The sequence below is a fragment of the Nocardiopsis camelliae genome (genome assembly GCF_028993595.1).
Lineage (GTDB): Bacteria > Actinomycetota > Actinomycetes > Streptosporangiales > Streptosporangiaceae > Nocardiopsis > Nocardiopsis dassonvillei.
Window position 1 is genome coordinate 5,397,079 of the sequence record NZ_CP118614.1, and the last position, 20,813, is coordinate 5,417,891.

Here is a 20,813-nt window from a genome sequence, read left to right on the forward strand (position 1 = left end):
CCCCCGGTCACCGGCCACGGCGCCGTTCCCCCCTGCGCACGCCCCGGGTGCCCCGGCGGCGGCCCCCGCCCCGCAGTGCGGACAGCGTGCCGGTGTCCTCCCCGGGCGCGGAGCCGGGCGGGACGCCGTCCTCCGGCGCGTCCGCCGCGGCGTCCCCGTCCGCGCGCCCGCCGGGGTCCTCGCCGCCGGGCCGCGACCGGCCGGGCCGGGCGCGTGCGCCCCGGCGCGAGGACGCCCGGGACCCCCCCGAGCGCCGCAGCCGCTCCGGCCGCCGCGGGCGGGGGGTGGGCGTGGCCTCGATCAGCCGCGCCTCCTCCTCGGTCCGCACACCCGGCGCGGCCAGGACGGCGACCACCGCGAACAGGACCCCCTGCGTGAGCAGCCAGGCCGCGTGGACGTAGTCGGTGTGCCAGACGCGCAGTTCGCCGCCCTCCACGGGCAGCGCCCAGGCCTGGGTCCCGCTCCGGGTGGGGACGGGGTCCAGTTCGACGCCGTCCAGGCTGGCGCGCCAGCCGCTGTCGGCGGCCTCGGCCAGGGCGAGCCGCCGTCCGGTGCCGCCGTCGGGGACCGGGGCGCTCAGCTCGTCCGCGTCCCCGCGCACCGCGAGGGCCTCGGCGCCGACACCGTCCTCGGAGACCACCCGCAGCGCGCCGGTGGGGGCGGCCAGCCGCCAGAGCGCGTAGTGCCGCGACAGGGACTGCCGCTCCAGCCCCGGTGTGCCGTCAAGGGTGTCGACCATGGTGACGTCGGCGGGCCCGCTGATCTCCGGGCGCGGGTAGAGCACGTACTGGATGCCGAGGTCGGCCAGGGTGTACATCTGGTCGCCGCCCTGGCCCACGGTGAGTTCGGCCACGGCCCGGTCCATCACCTCGCGGACCCCGCGTTCGGGCACGAGCTGCTCCTCGCCCAGGCGGGGTTCGCGTCCGCGCACGACCAGGTAGTCCACGCCGCCCTCCCCGTCGGCGGTGACCACGAGGGTGCGCGGCCGGGTCTGCGCGCCGTCGGACCCGCCGCCCTCGACGATCCCGGCCCCGACCAGCGCGCCGGGGACGACGGGTTCGGCGTGCGCGGTGACCGGTCCCCGCACGCCCTCCCACATCCACACGCCCGCGGCGCAGACGGGGGTGGCCAGGGCGAGCAGTCCCACGGCGAGGGCGAAGACCCGCCTCGGTCCGCCCAGGCGCACCATGTCGCCGAAGGAGCGGGCGGCGGTCGCCGCCGACAGCAGCACCGCCGTGGCGGCGAAGGCCAGGGCCGCCCCGGGCCAGACCGGCGCCGGGGGGCCGCCGTAGTAGGGCTCGACGACCACCCGGCTGGTCAGGACGGCCAGGAGGATTCCGAACAGGGCGAGCGACCACCCCGCCGCGGCCAGCATCCGGTTGCGGAGCAGCAGCAGGGAGCACAGCGCGGCCACGGCGAACCCGGCCGTGACCCAGAACGGCGGCGTCCCGGGGCCGCCCGGCGAGAGCATGAGCAGTTCCTGCGGGGTGGCGCCCGGCGCCGACAGCTCGGGGCGGTGCAGTCCCGCCTCCAGCAGCCACAGGCCGGGGTGCAGGAGCAGTTCGAGCGTCCACGGCATCAGCAGCACGAGCGGGACGGCCAGGCCCAGCGCGACGCTGACGTAGATCCGGCGGCCCAGGTGGCCGAAGGCGACGGCCACCAGCACGCCGGTGACCAGCGACAGGAGCCACACCATCGGCACGAACGCGGTGGCGGCCGTCAGGACCAGGCCCACCCCCCAGGCCGCGCGGCGCGAGGGCTTGGGCGGCATCGACACCAGCCGCACCAGCAGCAGCCCCAGCACCGGCAGCAGGACGTGGACCAGGGCGGTGCCCAGTCGGCCCTGGGCGACCGCGCCGGTGGCCACCGGCAGCAGCGCGTAGGACGCGGCCATCCACAGGCGTGCGGGACGAAAGCCCAGCACCTCGCGGGCGAGCAGGTAGGCGGTCAGCCCGGACAGGGGCACGCAGCCCAGCAGGACGACCGTGACGGCCAGCCAGGGCTTGCCCAGGGTGAGCGTGGACAGCAGGGCGAGCAGTCCGACGTAGGGCGGGACGGGGTCGGCCGCGCCGAGTCCGCTGTCGGGGCTGCCGGACAGGTACAGGTTCCACAGGTCGCCCGCGCCGCCCGCGACCGGGGGCAGGGCGCCGCCCGCCAGGAGGTCGCCCAGGAGCAGGGAGCGCTCGGCGACCAGTGCCACCGCGGCCAGGGCCAGGACCATCAGCACCCCGGGCCGCAGGAGCACGCTGCGCACGAAGCCGGCCCTGTCCGTGGGGATCTCGTCCTCGTCCTCGGCGGCGGGCGGCGCGGTGACGGCCTGGTGGCGGCCGGGGGTGTTGCGCACGGGCTCCCCGGACAGGATTCCGGTGAGGACGTCGTGGACCTGGCGCATGGCCACGCCGCGCGCCAGGAAGGGCCGGATGGCGCTGTAGGTGCGGCGGCGGTCGCGGCGGCGCCGGAAGCGGGCGCGCATCAGCCGGAGCGGCCGCAGGTAGACCAGGGTGATCGCGGCGGCCTCGTCCAGGGCGTTGGCGGGCTGCTTGATGAGCAGGTACCCCGCCACGCGCAGCAGCGAGGCCACGGAGTTGCGCAGCAGCGCGGCCGCCATGCCGCCCGCGGGCAGGTTGGCCAGCAGCACGAAGACGGCGTGGCGGCGGTCCACGCGGCGCGGGTGGTTGCGGGTGGCGGAGATGGGTCGGCGGCGCCGGGCGGAGGCCTCGGCGTGGTAGGCGACCGCGTCGGTGACGAGTACGGCGCGCAGTCCGGCGCCGCCCACCCGCCAGCAGAAGTCGATGTCGTCGCGGAACAGCGGCAGGGAGGGGTCGAAGCCGCCGAGGCGGTCCCACACGTCGCGGCGCACGAGCATGCCTGCGCTGGAGACCGCCAGGACCTGGCGTGTGCCGTCGTGCTGGCCGTGGTCGAACTCGCGCTGTTCCAGGCCGGTCTCGCGGCGGCCCGCGCCGTCGATGGTCACGCCCGCCTCCACCAGGAGGCGGCGGTCGAACCAGTCGCGCAGCTTGGGGCCCAGGACGGCGGCGCGGGGGTCCTGGTCTGCGGCGTCCAGCAGGTGCGCGAGGGCGTCGCGGTCCGGGGTGAGGTCGTCGTGGATCAGCCAGATCCACTCGGTGGCGTCCTCGTCGAAGCCGCGTACGGCGCTGGTGGAGCGCCGCAGTTCCAGGGCGGCGCGGACGGCGTCGCCGTACCCGGTGTCGGCGGGCAGCTCCACGACGGCGTCGGCGGGCAGGAACCGGGCCAGGACCTGGGCGCTGTCGTCGGTGCTGCCGGTGTCGGCGGCGACGGCCCGCTGCACGGGCCAGGACTGGCCGCGCAGCGCCTGCATCGTCTCGGGCAGCCAGCGGGCGCCGTCGTGGGAGACGATGACCGCGGTGACGACGTGTCGGGCGAAATCCTGGTCAGGCACGGCTGTGGTGGGTTCTCTCCGGGAGGGGGCGCGGCCCGATCGGGTCCGCGGGTCCGGCCGGGCGGGGCCGACGGGCGCGACCGCGCTCCGGACGCGGTCCGCGCGCGGGACGCCACGGCCGGCCGCGGCCCTCGTGACCTCGTCGGGGCCGGACACGGCCCGCGCGGGACATCACCCTACGCCACTCGGCACCATTACGGGCCTATTCGTCACACGTTGCTGCGGTCGGCCATATCGGAGCATTCCCACCACGACGGGGAGGGCCTATTCGAACACACATCCGAATAGGGCCCGGCATATCCGGGCATTGCCGCCCCCGACCGCGCCGCGGACACAATCGCCGCACGCCCGGGAAGGGGCCGAACATGAAAAACGCGCGCCCGGGCTCGCGGCCCGGACGCGCGTCTCACACGCGGCCCTAGAGCATCTCCGCCAGGAAATCGAAATCTCCCCCGGCGGCTTTCTTCAGCCTGCGGCGCTCGCGTTCGGAGAGTCCCCCCCAGATGCCGAAGCGCTCATCGTGCTCCAGCGCGTATTCCAGGCACTCCGCACGTACCTCGCACGACTGGCAGACCTTCTTGGCTTCCCGGGTCGAGCCGCCCTTCTCGGGGAAGAACGCCTCCGGGTCGGTCTGCGCGCACAGGGCACGCTCCTGCCAGCCCAGATCCTCATCCGAGCCGTGCGCCAGCGGGATGACCTCGCTCATGCGCACCTCCTGTTGCCCCCCATAGATGTCCCCGGCCCTTTTCGTCCCCCGGGCCGGGTGGAATCCCACCTTGAAATTACACGTGGGTCGCTTGCTGAGAGTCAAGCGCCCTGCGTGGTAATCCACTGAATATCATGTAACGAACCGCCAACGGCAGCCCGGTGATGTCCGTTCTGCGGATTACCACGCAATTCACGACCTTCCGAGGCGGTGGGGAGCGCGGGCCGACGGAGCCGGGTCAGCGCTTGTCCTCGCCGCCGTACCACCCCTGCTGGTCACCGGTTCCGCCCTGTCCCTGCTGGTCAGAGCCGTATCCGGTGCCCGCTCCGTACTGACCCCCGTACGATCCCCCGCCCTGGCCGGGCGTCTGGTTGCCGTTGTTCTCACCGGAGTTAAAGAAAGCATCAAGTTTGCCGTCGGCCGGGGTGTCCTGGGCCTGCTGCCCCTGGTCAGCGCCCTGGTACCAGCCGTACTGGATCGCGTCCTGGGCGGCCTGCTCACCGGAGGCGGGCTGCTGCCCGGTGCCCTGCGGGGCGTACTGGGAGGGGTCGTAGGCGTACTCGCCGGGCTGGCCGTAGGCGGCCTGCTGCCCGGAGGCGTCGGTGCCGTACTGCTGACCGTAGGACTGCTGCGCGCCCGTGCCGTACTGCTGCTGCACAGCCGGGTCAGCGGCGTACTGCTGGGCCGGGTCGGCCGCGTACTGCTGGCCGTAGGCCTGCTGCGCGGGGTCCGCGCCGTACGGCTGGCCGTACTGCTGCGAGGCGTCGTAGCCCTGCTGCACGGGGTCGGTGCCGTACTGCTGACCGTAGGACTGCTGCGCGCCCGTGCCGTACTGCTGCCCGGAGGCGTCGGCCCCGTACTGCTGACCGTAGGACTGCTGAGCGCCGGTCCCGTACTGCTGCTGCACGGCCGGGTCAGCGGCGTACTGCTGGGCCGGGTCGGCCGCATACTGCTGGCCGTAGGCCTGCTGCGCGGGGTCCGCGCCGTACGGCTGGGCGGCGCTCTGGGTCGGGTCGGCGGACTGGCCCGGGTAGGCCGGCTGGGCGAAGGACTGCTGCGCGCCGGTGGCGGGCGGGAACTGCTGCGGGTAGGCGTTCTGCGGCTGCACCACCCTGGGGACCAGGGTCGGGTCGTTGAAGGCCTTGAGCGCCGCGAAGCCGAAGACGCCGAGCACCGCGCCCTGGGCGACGGTCCCCAGCATCCGGGCGAAGCCGTGGCCGATGTTGATCGCGTCGATGAAGCCGCAGATCACCGTGATCAGGCAGAAGAGCAGGCCCACACCGGTGACGATCATCGCGGTCAGCACGACCGGGGAGGCGCCCGCCCTGGTCCTGTCGCTGGTCAGCACGAGGGCCACGGCGACGGCGACCAGGATCGTGATGGTCACACCGAAGAAGTTGGCGGAGCCCGCGTCGTACATGGCCGTGGCGAAGGACGTCTCCGAGCGCCAGCCGCTGGACCGGACGATCACCTGGATGAGCCCGGAGAGCATGAGCACGCCCGCGGCTGCAAGCAGGACCCAGGCCGCCGGAAGGCGCAGTCGTTCTAGCGTTTCGTTCTTCAAGAGAGGTTCCCCATCTACTGCTGCTTCGCCGTCGGGTCGTTGGGAACGGCGTCGGGCTGTCACGTGTGGATCGGCCGCGTCCGGGCATGGATGAGGGGACACCGGGCGGGGCCGAGGAATGGGATGGCGACCGCAGCCACGGAGTTCACGGACCTCCGATACCGGAACGGTCACGCACGGATCGTGCCCACGGCGGGGCAGACGACCCATACACGCCCCCAGACTGCCAGACTTGGACGCATGCGGATAGTCGTACCGGCTGGCGGTATCGGCGGCGCGCGGTTCCTCCGCGGCCTCAGGGCGGCGCTCGGAACCGTGGCGTCGGCCACCGAAGAGCACACCACAGACAGCAGCGTCACCGTCATCGGCAACACCGGTGACGACATCACCCTGTTCGGGCTGAGAATCTGTCCGGACCTGGACACGGTGATGTACACCCTCGGCGGGGGGATCAACGAGGAGCAGGGCTGGGGCCGGACCGACGAGTCCTTCACCGTCAAGGAGGAGCTCGCCGCCTACGGGATGAAGCCCACCTGGTTCGGCCTGGGCGACCGCGACACCGCCACGCACATCGTGCGGACGCAGATGCTCGCCGCCGGGTTCCCCCTCTCGGCGGTCACCGAGGCGCTGTGCGACCGCTGGCGGCCGGGCGTGCGGCTGCTGCCGATGACCGACGACCAGGTCGAGACGCATGTGGTCGTCGACGACGGCGAGGGGCGCCGGGCCATCCACTTCCAGGAGTGGTGGATCCGGCACCGCGCGGCGCTGCCCGCCGAACAGATCGTCAGCGTCGGCGCCGAGACGGCCAAGCCCGCGCCCGGTGTGCTGGAGGCGATCGCCGAGGCCGACGCCGTGATCCTGCCCCCGTCCAACCCGGTGGTCAGCGTGGGCTCCGTCCTGGGCGTCCCGGGGATCCGCGAGGCCATGGCGGCCAAGACCGTGGTGGGCGTCTCCCCCATCATCGGCGGCGCGCCGGTGCGCGGCATGGCCGACGCCTGCCTGGCCGCGATCGGGGTGGAGACCAGCGCGGGCGCGGTCGCCGCGCACCTGGGCGCCGACCTGCTGGACGGCTGGCTGGTGGACGAGGCCGACGCGGGCACCGAGGTGGAGGGGATCGAGGTCCGCTCGCGTCCCCTGTACATGAGCGACCCCGCCGCCACCGAGGCGCTCGCGCGTGCGGCCGTGGACCTGGCCGTGGAGCTGGCGCAGAAGCGGGGAGGCGGCCAGTGAGCACCGAACTGAGCGTGCGCGGGCTCGGCGGCATCCCCGAGGTGCGGTCGGGCGACGAGCTGTCGGCCCTGGTAGCCGGGGCGGTGGCCGCCTCCGGGACCGCGCTGGCCGACGGGGACATCCTCGTGGTCACCTCCAAGGTCGTGAGCAAGGCCGAGGGCCGCGCCCGCCGCATGGACCGGGAGGAGGCCGTCGCCTCCGAGACCGTCCGGGTGGTGGCCCGTACGGGCAGGACCGGGATCATGCAGACCCGGCAGGGGCTGGTCATGGCCGCCGCGGGGGTGGACGCCTCCAACGTCGAGCCCGGCACCGTGCTGCTGCTGCCCGAGGACTCCGACGCCTCCGCCCGCGCGCTGCGCGCCGGGCTGCGCGAGCGCCTGGGCGTGAACGTCGGCGTGATCGTGTCCGACACCTTCGGGCGGCCGTGGCGGGTCGGGCAGACCGACGTGGCCATCGGCGCCGCAGGGCTGTCGGTCGTGCAGGACCTGCGCGGTACCGCCGACACCCACGGCAACCTCATGGAGGCGACCGTCAACGCGGTGGCCGACGAGATCGCCGGGGCGGGCGAGCTGGTCAAGGGCAAGACGAACCGGGTCCCGGTCGCGGTGGTCAGCGGCCTGGGCGGCCTGGTCACCGAGGAGGACGGGCCGGGGGCGGCGGCACTGGTCCGCTCGCCCGACGCCGACCTGTTCCGGTACGGGTCGCGGGACGTGGTCCGCGCCCGGCGGACGGTGCGCTCGTTCACCGACGCGCCGGTGGACCCGGCACTGGTGCGGCGTGCGGTGGCCGCGGCGGTGACGGCCCCCGCGCCGCACCACACCACGCCGTGGCGCTTCGTGCTGGTGGAGTCGGCGCACACGCGCAAGCGGCTGCTGGACGCGATGCTCGCGGCGTGGGTGGCGGACCTGCGCGGCGACGGGTTCAGCGAGGAGCAGATCGCCCGGCGCACGCGGCGCGGCGACGTGCTGCGCGGCGCGCCGTACCTGGTGGTGCCCTTCCTGGTGGCCGACGGGGCCCACCCCTACCCGGACGCGCGCCGGGCCGGTGCCGAGCGGTCGATGTTCCTGGTGGCGATGGGCGCCGGGGTGCAGAACCTGCTGGTGGGGCTGGCCGTGGAGGGGCTGGGTTCGGCCTGGGTCTCCTCGACCATGTTCTGCGCGGACGTGGTGCGCGAGGTGCTGGAGGTACCCGAGGAGTGGCAGCCGATGGGCGCGGTGGCCGTGGGGTACGCGGCCGAGGCGCCCGGGGAGAGGGCGCCGCGCGACCCGGAGGACTTCGTCTCCGTGCGCTGACCCGCTGACCCGCTGACGCGCTGACGCGGTGGTCGCCGGGGGCCCGTCTCCCGGCGACCGGCGCGTCAGGGCGACCGGCGGGCCCGGCAGCGCCATGCTGGTGCGTGCGGGGGTCGGCGGGGAGGTGCGGGGTGTCCGTCGAGGGGTACGTGGTCGCCACGCTGGTGATCGTGGTCGCGGTGATCTGCGGCCGACTGGTCGCGGGGCGGCTGCGGGTGCCGGGGGCGGTCGTGCTGGTGCTGCTGGGCATGGCCCTGGGGCTGGTGCCCTGGCTGCACTCGCTATCGATCTCCCCCCAGGTCATCCTGCTGGTGTTCCTGCCCCCGCTGATCTACAACGCCGCCTTCTTCTCCTCGCCCAAGGACATGCGCGAGCTGGCGCGCCCCATCGTGGTGATGGCGGTGGGGGTGACGCTGCTGACGGCGTTCGGACTGGCGGGGATCGTCCATCTGCTGATGCCGTCGGTGGGGTGGCCCGCGGCGATCGCCCTGGGCGCCGCCGTCGCGCCGACCGACGCGGTGGCGGCGTCGGCGATCCTCAAGCGGGTGGGCACCCCGCGCAGGGTGCTGACCCTCCTGGAGGGCGAGTCCCTCATCAACGACGGGGTCGCGCTGACCCTGTTCAGCCTGGCCGTGACCGCCATGGCGCACCCGCTCACGCCCCAGGAGGGCCTGGTCGAGCTGGTGAAGGTCGTGGCGGGCGGCCTGGTCTGCGGCGCCGCGGTGGCCCTGGCGGTGTCGTGGTCGCGGACCCGCATGCGGGATCCGTCCCTCCAGCTGATGGTCGTGCTGGTCACGCCGTTCGCGGCCTACATCCCGGCGGAGATGGCGGGGTTCTCCGGGGTGCTGGCGGCGGTGGTGGCCGGGTTCTACCTGGGCACGCGCGGCGAGGGGCTGCTGCCGCCGCGGGTGCGGGTGAACGGGCAGACGATCTGGGGCGCCCTCGTGGGGCTGCTGGAGTCGATGCTGTTCGTGGTGCTGGGGTTGCAGCTGGACTCGGTGGTCACGGCGGTGCGGGACCAGTTCGCCTTCCTGGACCTGGTGTGGGTGGCGCTGGCGACGACGGCCACGGCGGTCGCCCTGCGCATGGGGCTGATGCTGGTGGTGATCCCGCTGCACCGGATCCCGCCGTTCTCCAAGCTGGAGGGCGCCGACCTGCGGGAGCGGCTGGTCATCGGGTGGAGCGGGATGCGCGGGGCGGTGTCGCTGGCGATCGCCCTGTCCCTGCCCGCGACGCTGGGCGGTGAGCCGTTCACCGAGCGGGGCGCGCTGGTGTTCGTGGCGGGGGTCGTGGTGCTCGGGACGCTGGTGGGGCAGGGGATGACGCTGCCGCTGCTGCTGCGCAAGCTGGGCATGGCGCGTGAGGGCGCGCGGCGGATGGAGTTCCTGCGGGCGGACGAGCAGATGAGCTGCGCGGCGCTGAGCAAGGTGGACGAGCTGCTGCGGGAGGGCGAGGTGGACGACCGCACCGCCGACTCGCTGCGCGCGGTGTACACGCGGCGCGTCTCGCAGGTGCGGGGGCTGATGGACGTCGAGGACGGGCGGGCGCGTGAACGGGTGGACAGCGGCAGGGCCGTGCACGCGCAGATCACGCAGGCGCGCAGGGACGCTCTGATGTCGATGTACCGGGACGGCGACATCGACCACGCCGTGTTCCAGGAGATGAGCCGGGACCTGGACATCCGGGACACGGGGGCGGGTCCGTACGGCTCGTGAGTCGCGGGGCTGCCGGACCCTCGGGGCCCGGAACGGCCGGGGCCGGGTCCGCCTTCTCCGTGGGGGCCGGGGCCTGCCGGGACCGTTCCGCACGCCGTGTGTGAATGTGTGGGAACCGGAGCCAGCGGGACGCGAGCGTCCGCGCGGGCGCGCACGGAACGTGACGAGAGGTGCGCGCGGCGGTCGTCCCTCCTGGTACTGGAGGGGCTCCTGAGACCTGGGAAAGGCACTGAGGCCACCAAAAAACTACAAACTTTCCTTACCGTTTTCGTTGACGCGGCCGCGTGACAACTTTAAAGTTTCCTAACAATTAGCGGCTCACAGAGCCCCTTCGTCTCCCCCGCTCGACGACAGGAGCAACCCCCGATGCCCGAACACCGCCTCAGGAAAGCCCCCCGAGCCGCGAAGGCCGCGCTGACCGGCGCCCTCGCCCTCCTGACCGCCGGACTCCTCGCCGGTTTCAGCCAGCTCTCCCCCGCTCCCGCCGAGGTCGAGACCGTGTCCGACAGCGACTCCGCCCAGGTCCAGCAGACCGGCCAGTGGCTCACCGGGTACTGGCACAACTTCGACAACGGCTCCACCGTGATGCCGCTGTCGGAGGTCCCCTCCGAGTACAACCTGGTGGCCGTCGCCTTCGCCGACAACCACCCCGCCCTCGACGGCGGGGTCACGTTCAACCTGGCCAGCCAGGAGCTGAACGGCTACACCGACCAGCAGTTCCGCGACGACATCGCGGCCGTCCAGGCCCAGGGCCGCAAGGTCGTCATCTCCGTGGGCGGCGAGCTCGGCCACGTGAGCGTCACCAACGCCACCCAGGCGGACAACTTCGCCGACACCGTGTACCAGCTGATGCAGGACTACGGCTTCGACGGGGTCGACATCGACCTGGAGCACGGCATCAACGCGCAGTACATGTCCCAGGCCCTGCGCGACCTTAGCGGCCGGGCAGGAGCGGACCTGATCATCACGATGGCGCCGCAGACCATCGACTTCCAGAGCCCCGACCGGGAGTACTACAAGCTCGCCTCGAACATCTCCGACATCCTCACCATCGTCAACATGCAGTACTACAACTCCGGCTCGATGCTGGGGTGTGACGACCAGGTGTACCACCAGGGCACCCCGGACTTCGTCGCCGCGCTGGCCTGCATCCAGCTGGAGATGGGGCTGAGCCCGGACCAGGTGGGCCTCGGGCTGCCCGCCGTGCAGTCCGCCGCCGGAGGCGGGTACATGGCGCCCAGCCAGATCGTGCGCGCCCTGGACTGCCTGGAGGCCGGGACCAACTGCGGATCCTTCTCCCCCGCCACCCCGTACGGCCCCATCGGCGGTGTGATGACCTGGTCCGTCAACTGGGACGCCACCAGCGGTTACGCCTTCGCCGAGACCATCTCGGCGCGCCTGGCCACCGGCCCCGGCGACGGCGGCGGGCCCACCGAGGAGCCGACCGAGCAGCCCACCGAGCAGCCCGGCGACTGCACCGCCGCCGCCTGGACGGCCGACAGCGTCTACACCGGCGGCGACGTGGTCTCCCACGGGGGCTCGGAGTACCGCGCCCAGTGGTGGACCCGCGGCGAGGAGCCGGGCACCACCGGCGAGTGGGGCGTCTGGAGGCTCGTCGGCACCTGCTGATCCGAGGCCGCGTGGGAGGGCCCCCGCCCCCTCCGCCGCGCGCGGCTCCCCGGCGGCCCGTCACACACTCCCCACGGCTGACGGGCCGCCGCCCCCCTGGAGGAGGGGGCGGAGCGCCGTCCCCCGGCGCTTCGCCCCCTCCTTCGGCGTCTAGACCAGCGGCAGCGAGGGACGCCGGACGCTGGGGGCCACGCCGTCGCTGGCCTCGGCCGCGCGCTGGCGCTCCCCCGGCACCGGACCGTAGGTCGTGGTGCGCTGGCGGACGGGGCGGCCGGTCGGCTCGACCAGGGCGCGGATGTCGCTGATGGTCTTGAACGACCCCTGCCCCGAACCGGCCATCCGGCTGATGGTCTCCTCCATCAGGGTGCCGCCGACGTCGTTCACCCCGCCCGAGAGCAGCTGGCGGCAGGTGTCCTCGGCGAGCTTGACCCACGAGCACTGGATGTTGTCGATGTGCCCGTGCAGCAGCAGGCGGGCCAGGGCGTGCACGGCGCGGTTCTCCCGGACGGTCGGCCCGGTGCGGGCCAGCCCGGCCAGGTAGATGGGCGCGTTGGTGTGCACGAACGGCAGCAGGACGAACTCGGTGAACCCCCGGCGGCCGTTGCGCTCCACCGACCGTTCCTGGAGGGAGCGCAGCAGCTTGATGTGCGCCACCCAGTGCCTGGGCGAGTCCACGTGCCCGTACATCATCGTGGACGTGGTGGGGATGCCCAGGTCGTGGGCGGACGTGATGACGTCGATCCACTCGGCCGCGGGCAGCTTGCCCTTGGTGAGGATCCAGCGGACCTCGTCGTCGAGGATCTCGGCGGCGGTGCCCGGCACGGAGCCGAGCCCGGCCTCGCGGGCGCGCAGCAGCCACTCGCGGACCGGCAGGTTCGTGCGCGCCGCCCCGTTGACCACCTCCATCGGGCTGAACGCGTGGACGTGCATGTCCGGGACGCGCTCGCGCACGGCGGCGGCGATGTCGAAGTAGGCGGTGCCCGGCAGGTCCGGGTGGATGCCGCCCTGCATGCACACCTCGGTCGCTCCGGCCTTCCAGGCCTCCTCGGCGCGGTCGGCCACCTGCTCCAGGGAGAGCGTGTAGGCGTCGGCGTCGGTGCGGCGCTGGGCGAACGCGCAGAAGCGGCAGCCGGTGTAGCAGACGTTGGTGAAGTTGATGTTCCTGGTCACGACGTAGGTGACGTCGTCGCCGACCGCGTCGCGGCGCACCCGGTCGGCCAGGTCGGTCAGCGCCTCCAGTTCGGCCCCGTCGGCGTGCAGCAGGGCGAGCGCCTCGTCGTCGGACAGCCCCGCCGGATCGGACTCGGCGCTGCGCAGGGCCGCCGCGACGTCGGGGTCGAACCTGCGCGGCACGGCCCCCTCGCGGTCCACGCCCGAGCGCAGCTCGTCCCAGTCCCCGTAGACGGCGTCGAAGTCGCCGCGGCGGTCGTCCGTGCGCCCCTGCGTGTCGATCCCCGTGTGCAGGTCGGTGCGGCCGGAGGAGACCAGCACCGCCTCGGGCTCCTGCCAGGGGCGGCCCACCACGGGCGCGTCCTCGCGGGCCAGGCCGGTCCCGGGGTCGGCGAGGGCGGCCACGTGCCCGGCCACGCGCGGGTCCAGCCAGGGCTCCCCGGCCAGGACGTACTCGGGGTAGACGGTGAGCCGCTCGCGCAGGGCGAAGCCGTGGGCGGCGGTGCGCGCGGCCAGGTCGTCGATCTGCGGCCAGGGCCGCTCCGGGTTGACGTGGTCGGGGGTGAGCGGGGAGACGCCGCCCCAGTCGTCGATGCCCGCGCGCAGCATCAGACCGTACTCGTCCACGCCCCCGTGCTCGGCGCCGATGAGGTTGGGCGGCGCCTGAACGTGCGCCCTGGGCCCCATGACCAGGCGGGTGACGGCGATGGCGGCGGCCATCTCCTCGCGTTCGGCGTCGGGCCGGTGCATCATCGCGGTCGCGGGCTTGGCCCGGAAGTTCTGCACGATGACCTCCTGGACGCCGCCGTAGCGCCGGGAGGCGCCGCGCATCGCGAAGATCGACTCGGCGCGCTCGGCGGTGTTCTCACCGATGCCCAGGAGGATGCCGGTGGTGAAGGGGACGCTGGAGCGCCCGGCGTCCTCCAGCACGCGCAGCCGAACCGCCGGGTCCTTGTCCGGGCTGCCGTAGTGGGCCCGGCCCTTCTCGGTGAACAGCCGGGTGGAGGTGGTCTCCAGCATCATCCCCATGGACGGGGCGACGGGCTTGAGGCGCTGGAGGTCGGCCCAGGTGAGCACGCCCGGGTTCAGGTGCGGAAGCAGGCCGGTCTCCTCCAGCACCATGATGGCCATGGCCCGCACGTAGGACAGGGTGTCGTCGTAGCCGTGGGCGTTGAGCCACTCGGCGGCCTGCTTCCAGCGGTCCTCGGGCCGGTCGCCGAGGGTGAACAGGGCCTCCTTGCAGCCCATCTCGGCGCCCCGCCGGGCGATGTCCAGGACCTCGTCGGGCGACAGGAACGGGGCGTCGAGGCGGCCCGGCACCGTGGCGAACGTGCAGTAGTGGCAGCGGTCGCGGCACAGGCGGGTCAGGGGGACGAACACCTTGCGGCTGTAGGTGACGACCCCGGGGCGGCCCGCGGCCTCCAGCCCGGCGTCGCGCACCCTTCCGGCGTGTTCGAGGAGGACGTCCAGGTCCTCGCCCCTGGCGTGCAGGAGCACCTCTGCCTCGGTGACGTCGAGGGTCTTGCCGTCCCGGGCGCGGGCCAGGGCCCTGCGCATGGCGGACGGGGTCGGGGAGGGGACGGGGGCCGGGTCGTTCGCACCACTCATAGGGCGCAACCCTACGCCCCGCTCCTTTCGCGCGTGCGGACGCACCACCGGTGCCGCCGCATGTGTGCGGTGCGTCACCGACGCGTTCCGCCGCTGGTCGGGGTGCGGGAGGGGCCTCGGTGACGTGGTGGGTCCTGTGGAGCAGTTGTGCACGCTGTGACCCGATGGTCCGGGGCGTCCGCGGGGGTCGGCGGGTGCGCGGGCGGCGTAGGGTCGGCACGTACGGGAGGGAGGCCACGTGCTGAGTCGGCTGCGCAGTAGCCCGTGGGTGCGGTTGGCGCTGTTGCTGGTGGTGTGCGTGTGCGTGGGGCTGGCACTGCGCGCGAACTGGGAACAGGCCCGGGACGCCGCGGCGGCGCTGCCCCTGTGGGTGCTGCCCGCGGCGGTGCTGACGGGCATGGCGGGGCTCACCGCGCAGATGCTCGCCTGGCGCGCGCTGCTGGCCGGGATGGGCTCCCCCCTGCCCCGCCGCACGGCGGCCCGCGTCATGTTCGTGGGACAGCTCGGCAAGTACCTGCCGGGTTCGGTGTGGGCCTTCGTCGCCCAGGTAGAGCTGGCCCGGGACTGGAACGTGCCGCGCACGCGCGGTGCGGCGGCGACCCTGCTCGCGGTGGGTGTGACGGTCGCGGCCGGGCTGGCGGTCGCGGCGGTGGCCCTGCCGCTGTCGTCGGCGGAGGCGGCCCGCCGCTGGTGGTGGGCGCTGGCGCTGGCACCCGTGCTGCTCGCCGCGCTGCACCCGCGCGTGGTCGGTTGGGGGATCCGGCTGGCGGCCCGCCCCTTCTCCCGGTTCCGCGAGGTCGCCGAGGCCGGGCCCCTGGACGTGCGCGGACGGTCCATGGCCGCGGCCGTGGGGTGGACCCTGGTGGCCTGGGTGCCCCTGGGCCTGCACGTGTGGCTGCTGACCTGGGCGGTGGGCGGCGAGGCGCTGCGGTCGCTAGGACCGGCGGTGGGCGCCTACGCGCTGGCGTGGACGCTGGGGCTGCTGGTGGTGTTCGCCCCGGCGGGCCTGGGGGTGCGCGAGGCGGTGCTGGTGGTGGCGCTGGCGCCGGTGGTGGACGCCGGGGCCGCGCTGGTGGTGGCGGTGCTGTCGCGGCTGGTGATGACCGTGGCGGACGTGGCCTGGGCGGGGCTGTCGGTGCTGCTGTCCCGGCGGGCCGTGCCGGGGCCGGAGGCCGTGCCCGGACCGCGTCCCTGAGGAGGGCCCCGCCCCGCCACCCGCGCCGGAAGCCCGCCAACCGGGTCCTGAGGCCGCCCCGTGTCCTCCCCCGCGTGGCGGCCTTACGCCTCCAGCAGCCGTTCGGTGTAGGCCCGCCAGTACGGCTCGGCCTCCACCGGGCGGACCCCGGCGCGCAGCCGCTCGGGCTCCCCCGGCGCGTAGAACTCCCCCAGCGCGCGGGCCAGGTCGGCGGCGTCGCCCGGCGCGCACAGCAGGCCGTCGACCCCCTCGCGCACGTGGTCGGGGAGGGTTCCGGCGCGGGTGGCCACCACCGGGATCCCGTGCTCGTGCGCCAGCCACACGTTCTGGGTGGCGGTGGCGGTGCGGTAGGGCAGCACCACCGCGTCGGCCGAGGCGAACAGCTCCGGCAGCTCACCGGCGGGGACGTACCCGTCCCGCAGCCGCACCCGGTCGGCGATCCCCAGCCCGGCGGCCAGTTCCTCCAGCTCCGCCGTACCGCCCCAGAACTCCCCGGCCACGGTGAGCGCCACGTCCTCGGGCGCACCGTCGGCCAGGGCGCGCAGCAGCAGGTCCACCCCCTTGTAGGGGCGGACGATGCCCAGGAACAGCAGGTGCCGCCGCTCCCCCGGCGCCGGGGCCGCACCGCCGCCGGTCTCGGGCAGGTGCGGGGGCATCTGGGCGACCACGGGCCGCCGCGCCCCGGGTCCCCTGAGCCCCTCGGCCAGGCGCGCCTGCTCGGGCGAGTGGGCGACCACGCCGTCCACCCGCCGCAGGAGGGTCCGCATGAGGGACACGTCCACGGCGCGGCGCTCGTGGGGCAGCACGTTGTGGCACAGCGCCACCACCCGCGCGCCCCCGGAACGCCGTACGGAGCGCACCCCGGCGAGGACGCCGAGGTAGGCGGGCACCTGCACCGGGGAGAACAGGGTGAGCACCACCAGGTCGGCCTCGCGGGCCAGGCGCCGCCCGGTCCGCCACCAGCCGTCCGGCCGGTACCAGGCCAGCTTGTGGCGGGTGCCGGGGTGGGGTTCGCCCTCGGGGTCCTCGATGGTCTGCCGACCGGGGTAGAGGGCGGCCGGGTACTGCGCCCGCCAGGACTCCACGGCCGTGGGGTGGCCCAGCGCGCTCAGCCGGTGCGCCAGCTCGGTGGTGTGCCGGGCGCCGCCGCCCTTGTAGGGGTGGGCGGGCCCGACCAGGGCCACCCGCGCCGCCGGGTTCACGCGCTGTCCCTGGAGCGCACGATGAGGTCGGCCAGCAGGGCGATCGCCGCGATGATCAGCCCCGTCATGAGGATCATGACGGTGTTGTTGGGGATGTAGAGCGGGTTGCGCACCTGGTCGAAGACGAACTTGGCGGCGCCGACCCCCAGCAGCACCAGGGCGGGCGGCATGAGCACCTTGAGCGGGTTGAAGTACATCACCATGCGCAGCACCTGGAGGATGTAGCGGTAGGCGTCGCCCACGAAGTGGAACTTGGACTTGCCGGCGCGCTTGGCGTACTCGATCGGCACGTACCTGACCGGGTGCTGGTTGGACAGGAAGGCCAGCGTGATGGTGGTGACGCAGGAGAACCCGGGCGGCAGCAGGCGCAGGTAGGGGCGGGCGACCTCGCGGCGGAACACGCGCAGCCCCGAGTTGAGGTCGGGGATGCGGGTGTTGGTGAGGCGCTCGGCGATCTTGCGGATGACCCACTTGGCGGGCACCCTGAGGGCCTTGTGGCTGCCCATCTCCTGGGTGCGCGCGCCCACGACCTGGTCGGTCTCGGGGTCCTCCTCCAGCATGCGGACCAGCTCGGGGATGCGCTCGTTGGGGTAGCTCATGTCGGCGTCGGTCCACGCGACGAACTCGCCGCGGGCCCGCTGGCTGCCGATCCGGCGGACGGTGCCCGCCCCGCCGTTGTGCCCGAACGCGATGACGCGCATGTGCGGGTACACGGGCTCCACGTCGCGCAACCGGGCAAGGGTGGCGTCGGTGGAGGCGTCGTCCACGGCCAGCAGCTCGTAGGAGTACCCGGAGGCGTCCATGGCGCCGCAGATCCGTTTGACCTCGTCGACGACGTGGTCCTCCTCGTTGTAGCAGGGGAGCACGATGGTGACGCGGACCGGCTGGTCCTCGCCGTGCTGCCTGGGTGCGTCGTCGCTTCTGTGGCTCATGGGTTCTTCTTCGGCGGGATGGGGTGGGTTCGGGAGGGGCCGGGCCGGGCGCTCATCCCCCGTCGGGGAACACGGACACCCACACGTTTCCCCTGAAGGCCCAGGAACCGGTCGGCGGTTCCATGAGGGTACTCGGGTCCATCCGGGCGTTCACGTGGAAGGGCCGCTCGGGCTCGGCCTCGCCGCCCGTGAGGTCCTCCAGGACCTGCCAGTCGGAGGCGGCGAGCACGGCGTCGCGGTCGCGCTTGTGGATCTCGGAGACCACGCGGTCCACGTCGCCGGGGGTCGGCTCGTCCATGGACGCGGTGGGGACCCCGCAGACGTTGCGCAGCAGCGGCATGTAGTTCCCGGCCATGTCGGAGTCGACCACGACCACCGAGGCGTCCTCCGACAGCGCCGCGCAGAGCCGGTGCGTGGCGGCGACGCTGCCGACGTCCTGTCTGTACCCCATGATCCCGGCGGCCGCCGTGGCCGCGGTGGGCAGGAGCAGCGCCACCGAGGCGCTGGCGGCGACCACGACGGGGAGGGCGCGGGCCGCCGGAGTGCTCCGGCCGGAGTGGGCGGCGACGGCGCAGTAGCGGGTGAGCCAGGCCAGGGACCAGACGGCGAACAGGATGAACGCCGGGATGACCAGGGCGATCAGCCGCCTGCTGGCCCAGGGGTGGTCGGGGGTGATGGCGGGGCGCAGCAGGGTGGTGCCGACCGTCCACACCAGCAGCATGGCGGGCAGCAGCCACTGGAGGTCGCGGCGCTGGAAGAGGCGGCGCAGCACGTGGGCGACGCCGAGCGAGGCGAACAGGACCGTGGCCAGGCCCACGTACCAGCCCACCCAGTACAGGCTCATGTCGTAGTAGGTGCGGCTGCCCTCCACGGGCAGGCCCTCGCGCTGCTGGACGTAGGCGACCCAGCCGTCGGTGAAGTCGCTGCCGTGCCCGTAGTCCGGCCACAGCAGGGGGCGGACGGCGAACAGCGCCATGGCCAGCAGGGCGAGCGCGGCCACCGCGTCGGGCAGCCGGCGCACGCGTTCCACCCGCGGAACGCCGTGGCGCCACAGGGCGGCGGTGGCCGCGACGGTGACGGCGATGACGACGGCGCTGATGAGGAGCAGGGGGTTGAGGGAGTCGGAGAGGTACTCCAGGTAGGGCAGGGACAGCCCGTACCCGGCGTACAGGCCCAGCCCCGCGCCCGCGGCCAGCCCGCCCAGCAGCGGCAGGGCCTGACCCCGGCGGGCGAGCAGCAGCAGACCGACGAACCCGACCACGGGCAGCAGGTCGCGGATCGCGTCGATGCGCACCACCAGCCCCAGACCGAACGCCAGTCCCGCCACGGCGGCCAGCGTGTGCGCGGACGACCACCGGTCGGTGATCCGGGTCCGCCGCGCGAGCGCGTCGTAGGCCAGGACCAGGCCGCCCAGCAGCAGGATCTGGGTGACCGGCTCGCTGTAGGTGAAGCGGCTGACCCACTGCTGGGGCAGGCACACGGCCAGGACCAGGGCGGCCAGGGGCGCCCACCGGATCCCGACCAGGCGCGCGGTGAGCCCGGCGAAGGTGAGCACGCCCAGCGCGCCCAGGACCGGCGTCGTGACGAGCATCCCGTCGAGCCCGCCCAGCCAGTAGCCGATGGAGGTCACCAGGGGCGCACCGGCCATGAACTGCGGCCAGATGACGTCGCCGCGCTGGTAGTGGGCCAGGCTCTGGTAGCTGAGCGAGGGGTCGTCGCCCGCGATGAGCTCGCGCTGCTGCGGGATGGGCAGGAACCCGTTCTCGGCGATCCACGCCGTGTACATGGCGTAGGAGGCCGGGTCGCGGCGGATGACCAGGGCCTCGGCGTGGTAGGCGATCTGCACGGCGGCGAAGGCGACCGTGATCAGCACGACGAGGACGACCGGCCACCAGGGCGCGTCCTCCTGGTCGGGCGGGTCGGGGATGAGCCGGGGCACCAGGAGGCAGGCCGCGAGCACGGCGGGCGTTCCGAGGACGGCTGCCGTCAGCGGGGTGAGGGAGCCCAGGGCCAGGAGGGGGAAGGCCACCAGGAGCCAGGCCGAGACGGCGATCGCGGGGAGCGCGGTGGCACGGGCGAGGAACCGTCCGGGGAGCAAGCGCATGGGGCAACTCTGACAGCTCCCCGGCACCAACGCACACCCGTGGCGGCCCGCGCGGGGGCCCGCGCGGAGCCCCCGCGACGCCCTAGAGTGGCGGTCATGTCCGAAACTCCCGCGCAGCTGTGGCGCGCCCTGGTCTCCGACGACCCGTCCCGACCGTTCGTGACCTCCTACGACGCCTCGGGCGGCCGGGTGGAGCTGTCGCGCGCCACCTTCGACAACTGGGTTTCCAAGACCGCGAACATGCTGGTGGACGGCCTGGGGGCCCAACCGGACGACCGGGTGGTGCTCGCCCTGCCGGTGCACTGGCAGTCGCTGGTGTGGCTGGTCTCGTGCTGGTCGGTGGGGGCCGTGGCGGAGTTCGCGCGGCCCGGCGCGGACCTGCCCGAGGGCGCCCAGGTCGCCGTGGCCGACGCCGACCGTCTGGAGGCCGCCCTGGACAGCGGCGCCGAGGAGGTGGTGGGCACGTCCCTGCACCCGCTGGGGCTGCCGCTGGCCGAGGTGCCGCCCATGGTGCTCGACTACTCGGTGGAGGTGCGCGGGCACGGCGACCACTTCTCGCCCTACCCCGTGGACCCGGGGGCGCCCGCGCTGCGCGGTTCCGGCGTCCGGACCGGCGCGGAGCTGACCGCCGGGGCCCGCGACCGGGCGCGCCGGTGGGAGCTGGACGCCGAGGACCGGGTCGCGCTGTTCGCCGAACCCGACGCCCCGCTGCCCCTGCTAGGGGAGGGCGCGGAGCTGCTGCTGGCCCCGGTCGCGGCGGGGGCGCCGCTCGTCCTGACGCCGCTGGCCTCATCGGGCCCGGACGAGGTGCTGCGCAGGACCGGCATGGAGAAGGTCACCGTGGCGGTCCGCGGGGCGGAGGGGGCCGGTGGCGCCGCGCTGCCGGACGGGGCGCCCTTCCGGACGGTGGGGCTCTCCTAGGGAGAGTGCCCCGGGGGCTCCCGGCCCGCTCCCCTCTCCGTGACGCCGCCATGTCGGCTGCGGGCCGACACGCCCGGTCAGCCCGCAGCCCGACCGCCGTCCGGCGGCGGCGGAGCGTCCGGGA

General features: G+C 74.1%; 13 protein-coding genes. 6 read left to right on the forward strand and 7 right to left on the reverse strand.

The features are described 5' to 3' along the window. Positions 1-7: 7 nt before the first annotated feature. The 3 genes from PV789_RS23490 to PV789_RS23500 form a co-directional block, all read right to left on the reverse strand. On the reverse strand, positions 8-3,421 hold the full coding sequence (locus PV789_RS23490) for a glycosyltransferase family 2 protein (RefSeq protein ID WP_274974586.1): 3,414 nt from the start codon (positions 3,419-3,421) through the stop codon (positions 8-10). Between the two features lie 418 nt (positions 3,422-3,839). Beyond that, positions 3,840-4,127, reverse strand: coding sequence for a WhiB family transcriptional regulator (locus tag PV789_RS23495; protein ID WP_013154770.1), 288 nt, complete (start codon positions 4,125-4,127; stop codon positions 3,840-3,842). A 238-nt stretch (positions 4,128-4,365) separates the two neighbouring features. Beyond that, positions 4,366-5,691, reverse strand: a complete 1,326-nt coding sequence (locus tag PV789_RS23500; protein ID WP_274974587.1) for a hypothetical protein — start codon at positions 5,689-5,691, stop codon at positions 4,366-4,368. Positions 5,692-5,931: 240 nt separating this feature from the next. On the opposite strand from PV789_RS23500, the gene cofD reads away from it, so the two are divergent. From cofD to PV789_RS23520, 4 genes are all read left to right on the forward strand, one after another. After that, the gene (gene cofD, locus PV789_RS23505) at positions 5,932-6,921 is read left to right on the forward strand and encodes a 2-phospho-L-lactate transferase (RefSeq protein WP_274974588.1); all 990 of its coding nucleotides are present in this window, start codon (positions 5,932-5,934) and stop codon (positions 6,919-6,921) included. Beyond that, entirely contained in the window at positions 6,918-8,213 is a 1,296-nt protein-coding gene (locus PV789_RS23510; RefSeq protein WP_274974589.1) for a coenzyme F420-0:L-glutamate ligase, read from the forward strand. Before cofD ends, PV789_RS23510 begins: the two co-directional genes overlap by 4 nt. Before the next feature lie 131 nt (positions 8,214-8,344). Continuing rightward, positions 8,345-9,928 carry a Na+/H+ antiporter gene (locus tag PV789_RS23515; RefSeq protein WP_274974590.1) on the forward strand — a complete coding sequence of 528 codons (1,584 nt, stop codon included), beginning with the start codon at positions 8,345-8,347 and terminating at the stop codon, positions 9,926-9,928. Between the two features lie 366 nt (positions 9,929-10,294). Next, entirely contained in the window at positions 10,295-11,557 is a 1,263-nt protein-coding gene (locus PV789_RS23520) for a glycosyl hydrolase family 18 protein (protein WP_274974591.1), read from the forward strand. A 150-nt stretch (positions 11,558-11,707) separates the two neighbouring features. On the opposite strand, the gene PV789_RS23525 is transcribed toward PV789_RS23520, so the two are convergent. Then, positions 11,708-14,335, reverse strand: a complete 2,628-nt coding sequence (locus tag PV789_RS23525; RefSeq protein ID WP_302475363.1) for a bifunctional FO biosynthesis protein CofGH — start codon at positions 14,333-14,335, stop codon at positions 11,708-11,710. Positions 14,336-14,573: 238 nt separating this feature from the next. Here PV789_RS23525 and PV789_RS23530 point away from each other — a divergent pair, with 238 nt between their 5' ends. Further along, complete coding sequence (locus tag PV789_RS23530; RefSeq protein WP_274974592.1) at positions 14,574-15,530, forward strand: lysylphosphatidylglycerol synthase domain-containing protein; 957 nt, start codon at positions 14,574-14,576, stop codon at positions 15,528-15,530. An 83-nt stretch (positions 15,531-15,613) separates the two neighbouring features. On the opposite strand, the gene PV789_RS23535 is transcribed toward PV789_RS23530, so the two are convergent. The 3 genes from PV789_RS23535 to PV789_RS23545 are packed head-to-tail and all read right to left on the reverse strand — an operon-like array spanning position 15,614 to position 19,768. Next, positions 15,614-16,732, reverse strand: a complete 1,119-nt coding sequence (locus PV789_RS23535; protein ID WP_274974593.1) for a glycosyltransferase family 4 protein — start codon at positions 16,730-16,732, stop codon at positions 15,614-15,616. Beyond that, entirely contained in the window at positions 16,729-17,664 is a 936-nt protein-coding gene (locus PV789_RS23540; protein ID WP_274974594.1) for a glycosyltransferase family 2 protein, read from the reverse strand. The genes PV789_RS23535 and PV789_RS23540 overlap by 4 nt, the downstream gene beginning before the upstream one ends. Before the next feature lie 52 nt (positions 17,665-17,716). Then, the gene (locus tag PV789_RS23545; RefSeq protein ID WP_274974595.1) at positions 17,717-19,768 is read right to left on the reverse strand and encodes a hypothetical protein; all 2,052 of its coding nucleotides are present in this window, start codon (positions 19,766-19,768) and stop codon (positions 17,717-17,719) included. A gap of 96 nt (positions 19,769-19,864) precedes the next feature. Between PV789_RS23545 and PV789_RS23550 the strand changes: the two genes are divergently transcribed. Continuing rightward, positions 19,865-20,689 carry a TIGR03089 family protein gene (locus tag PV789_RS23550; RefSeq protein WP_274974596.1) on the forward strand — a complete coding sequence of 275 codons (825 nt, stop codon included), beginning with the start codon at positions 19,865-19,867 and terminating at the stop codon, positions 20,687-20,689. The last annotated feature ends 124 nt before the right edge of the window (positions 20,690-20,813 follow it).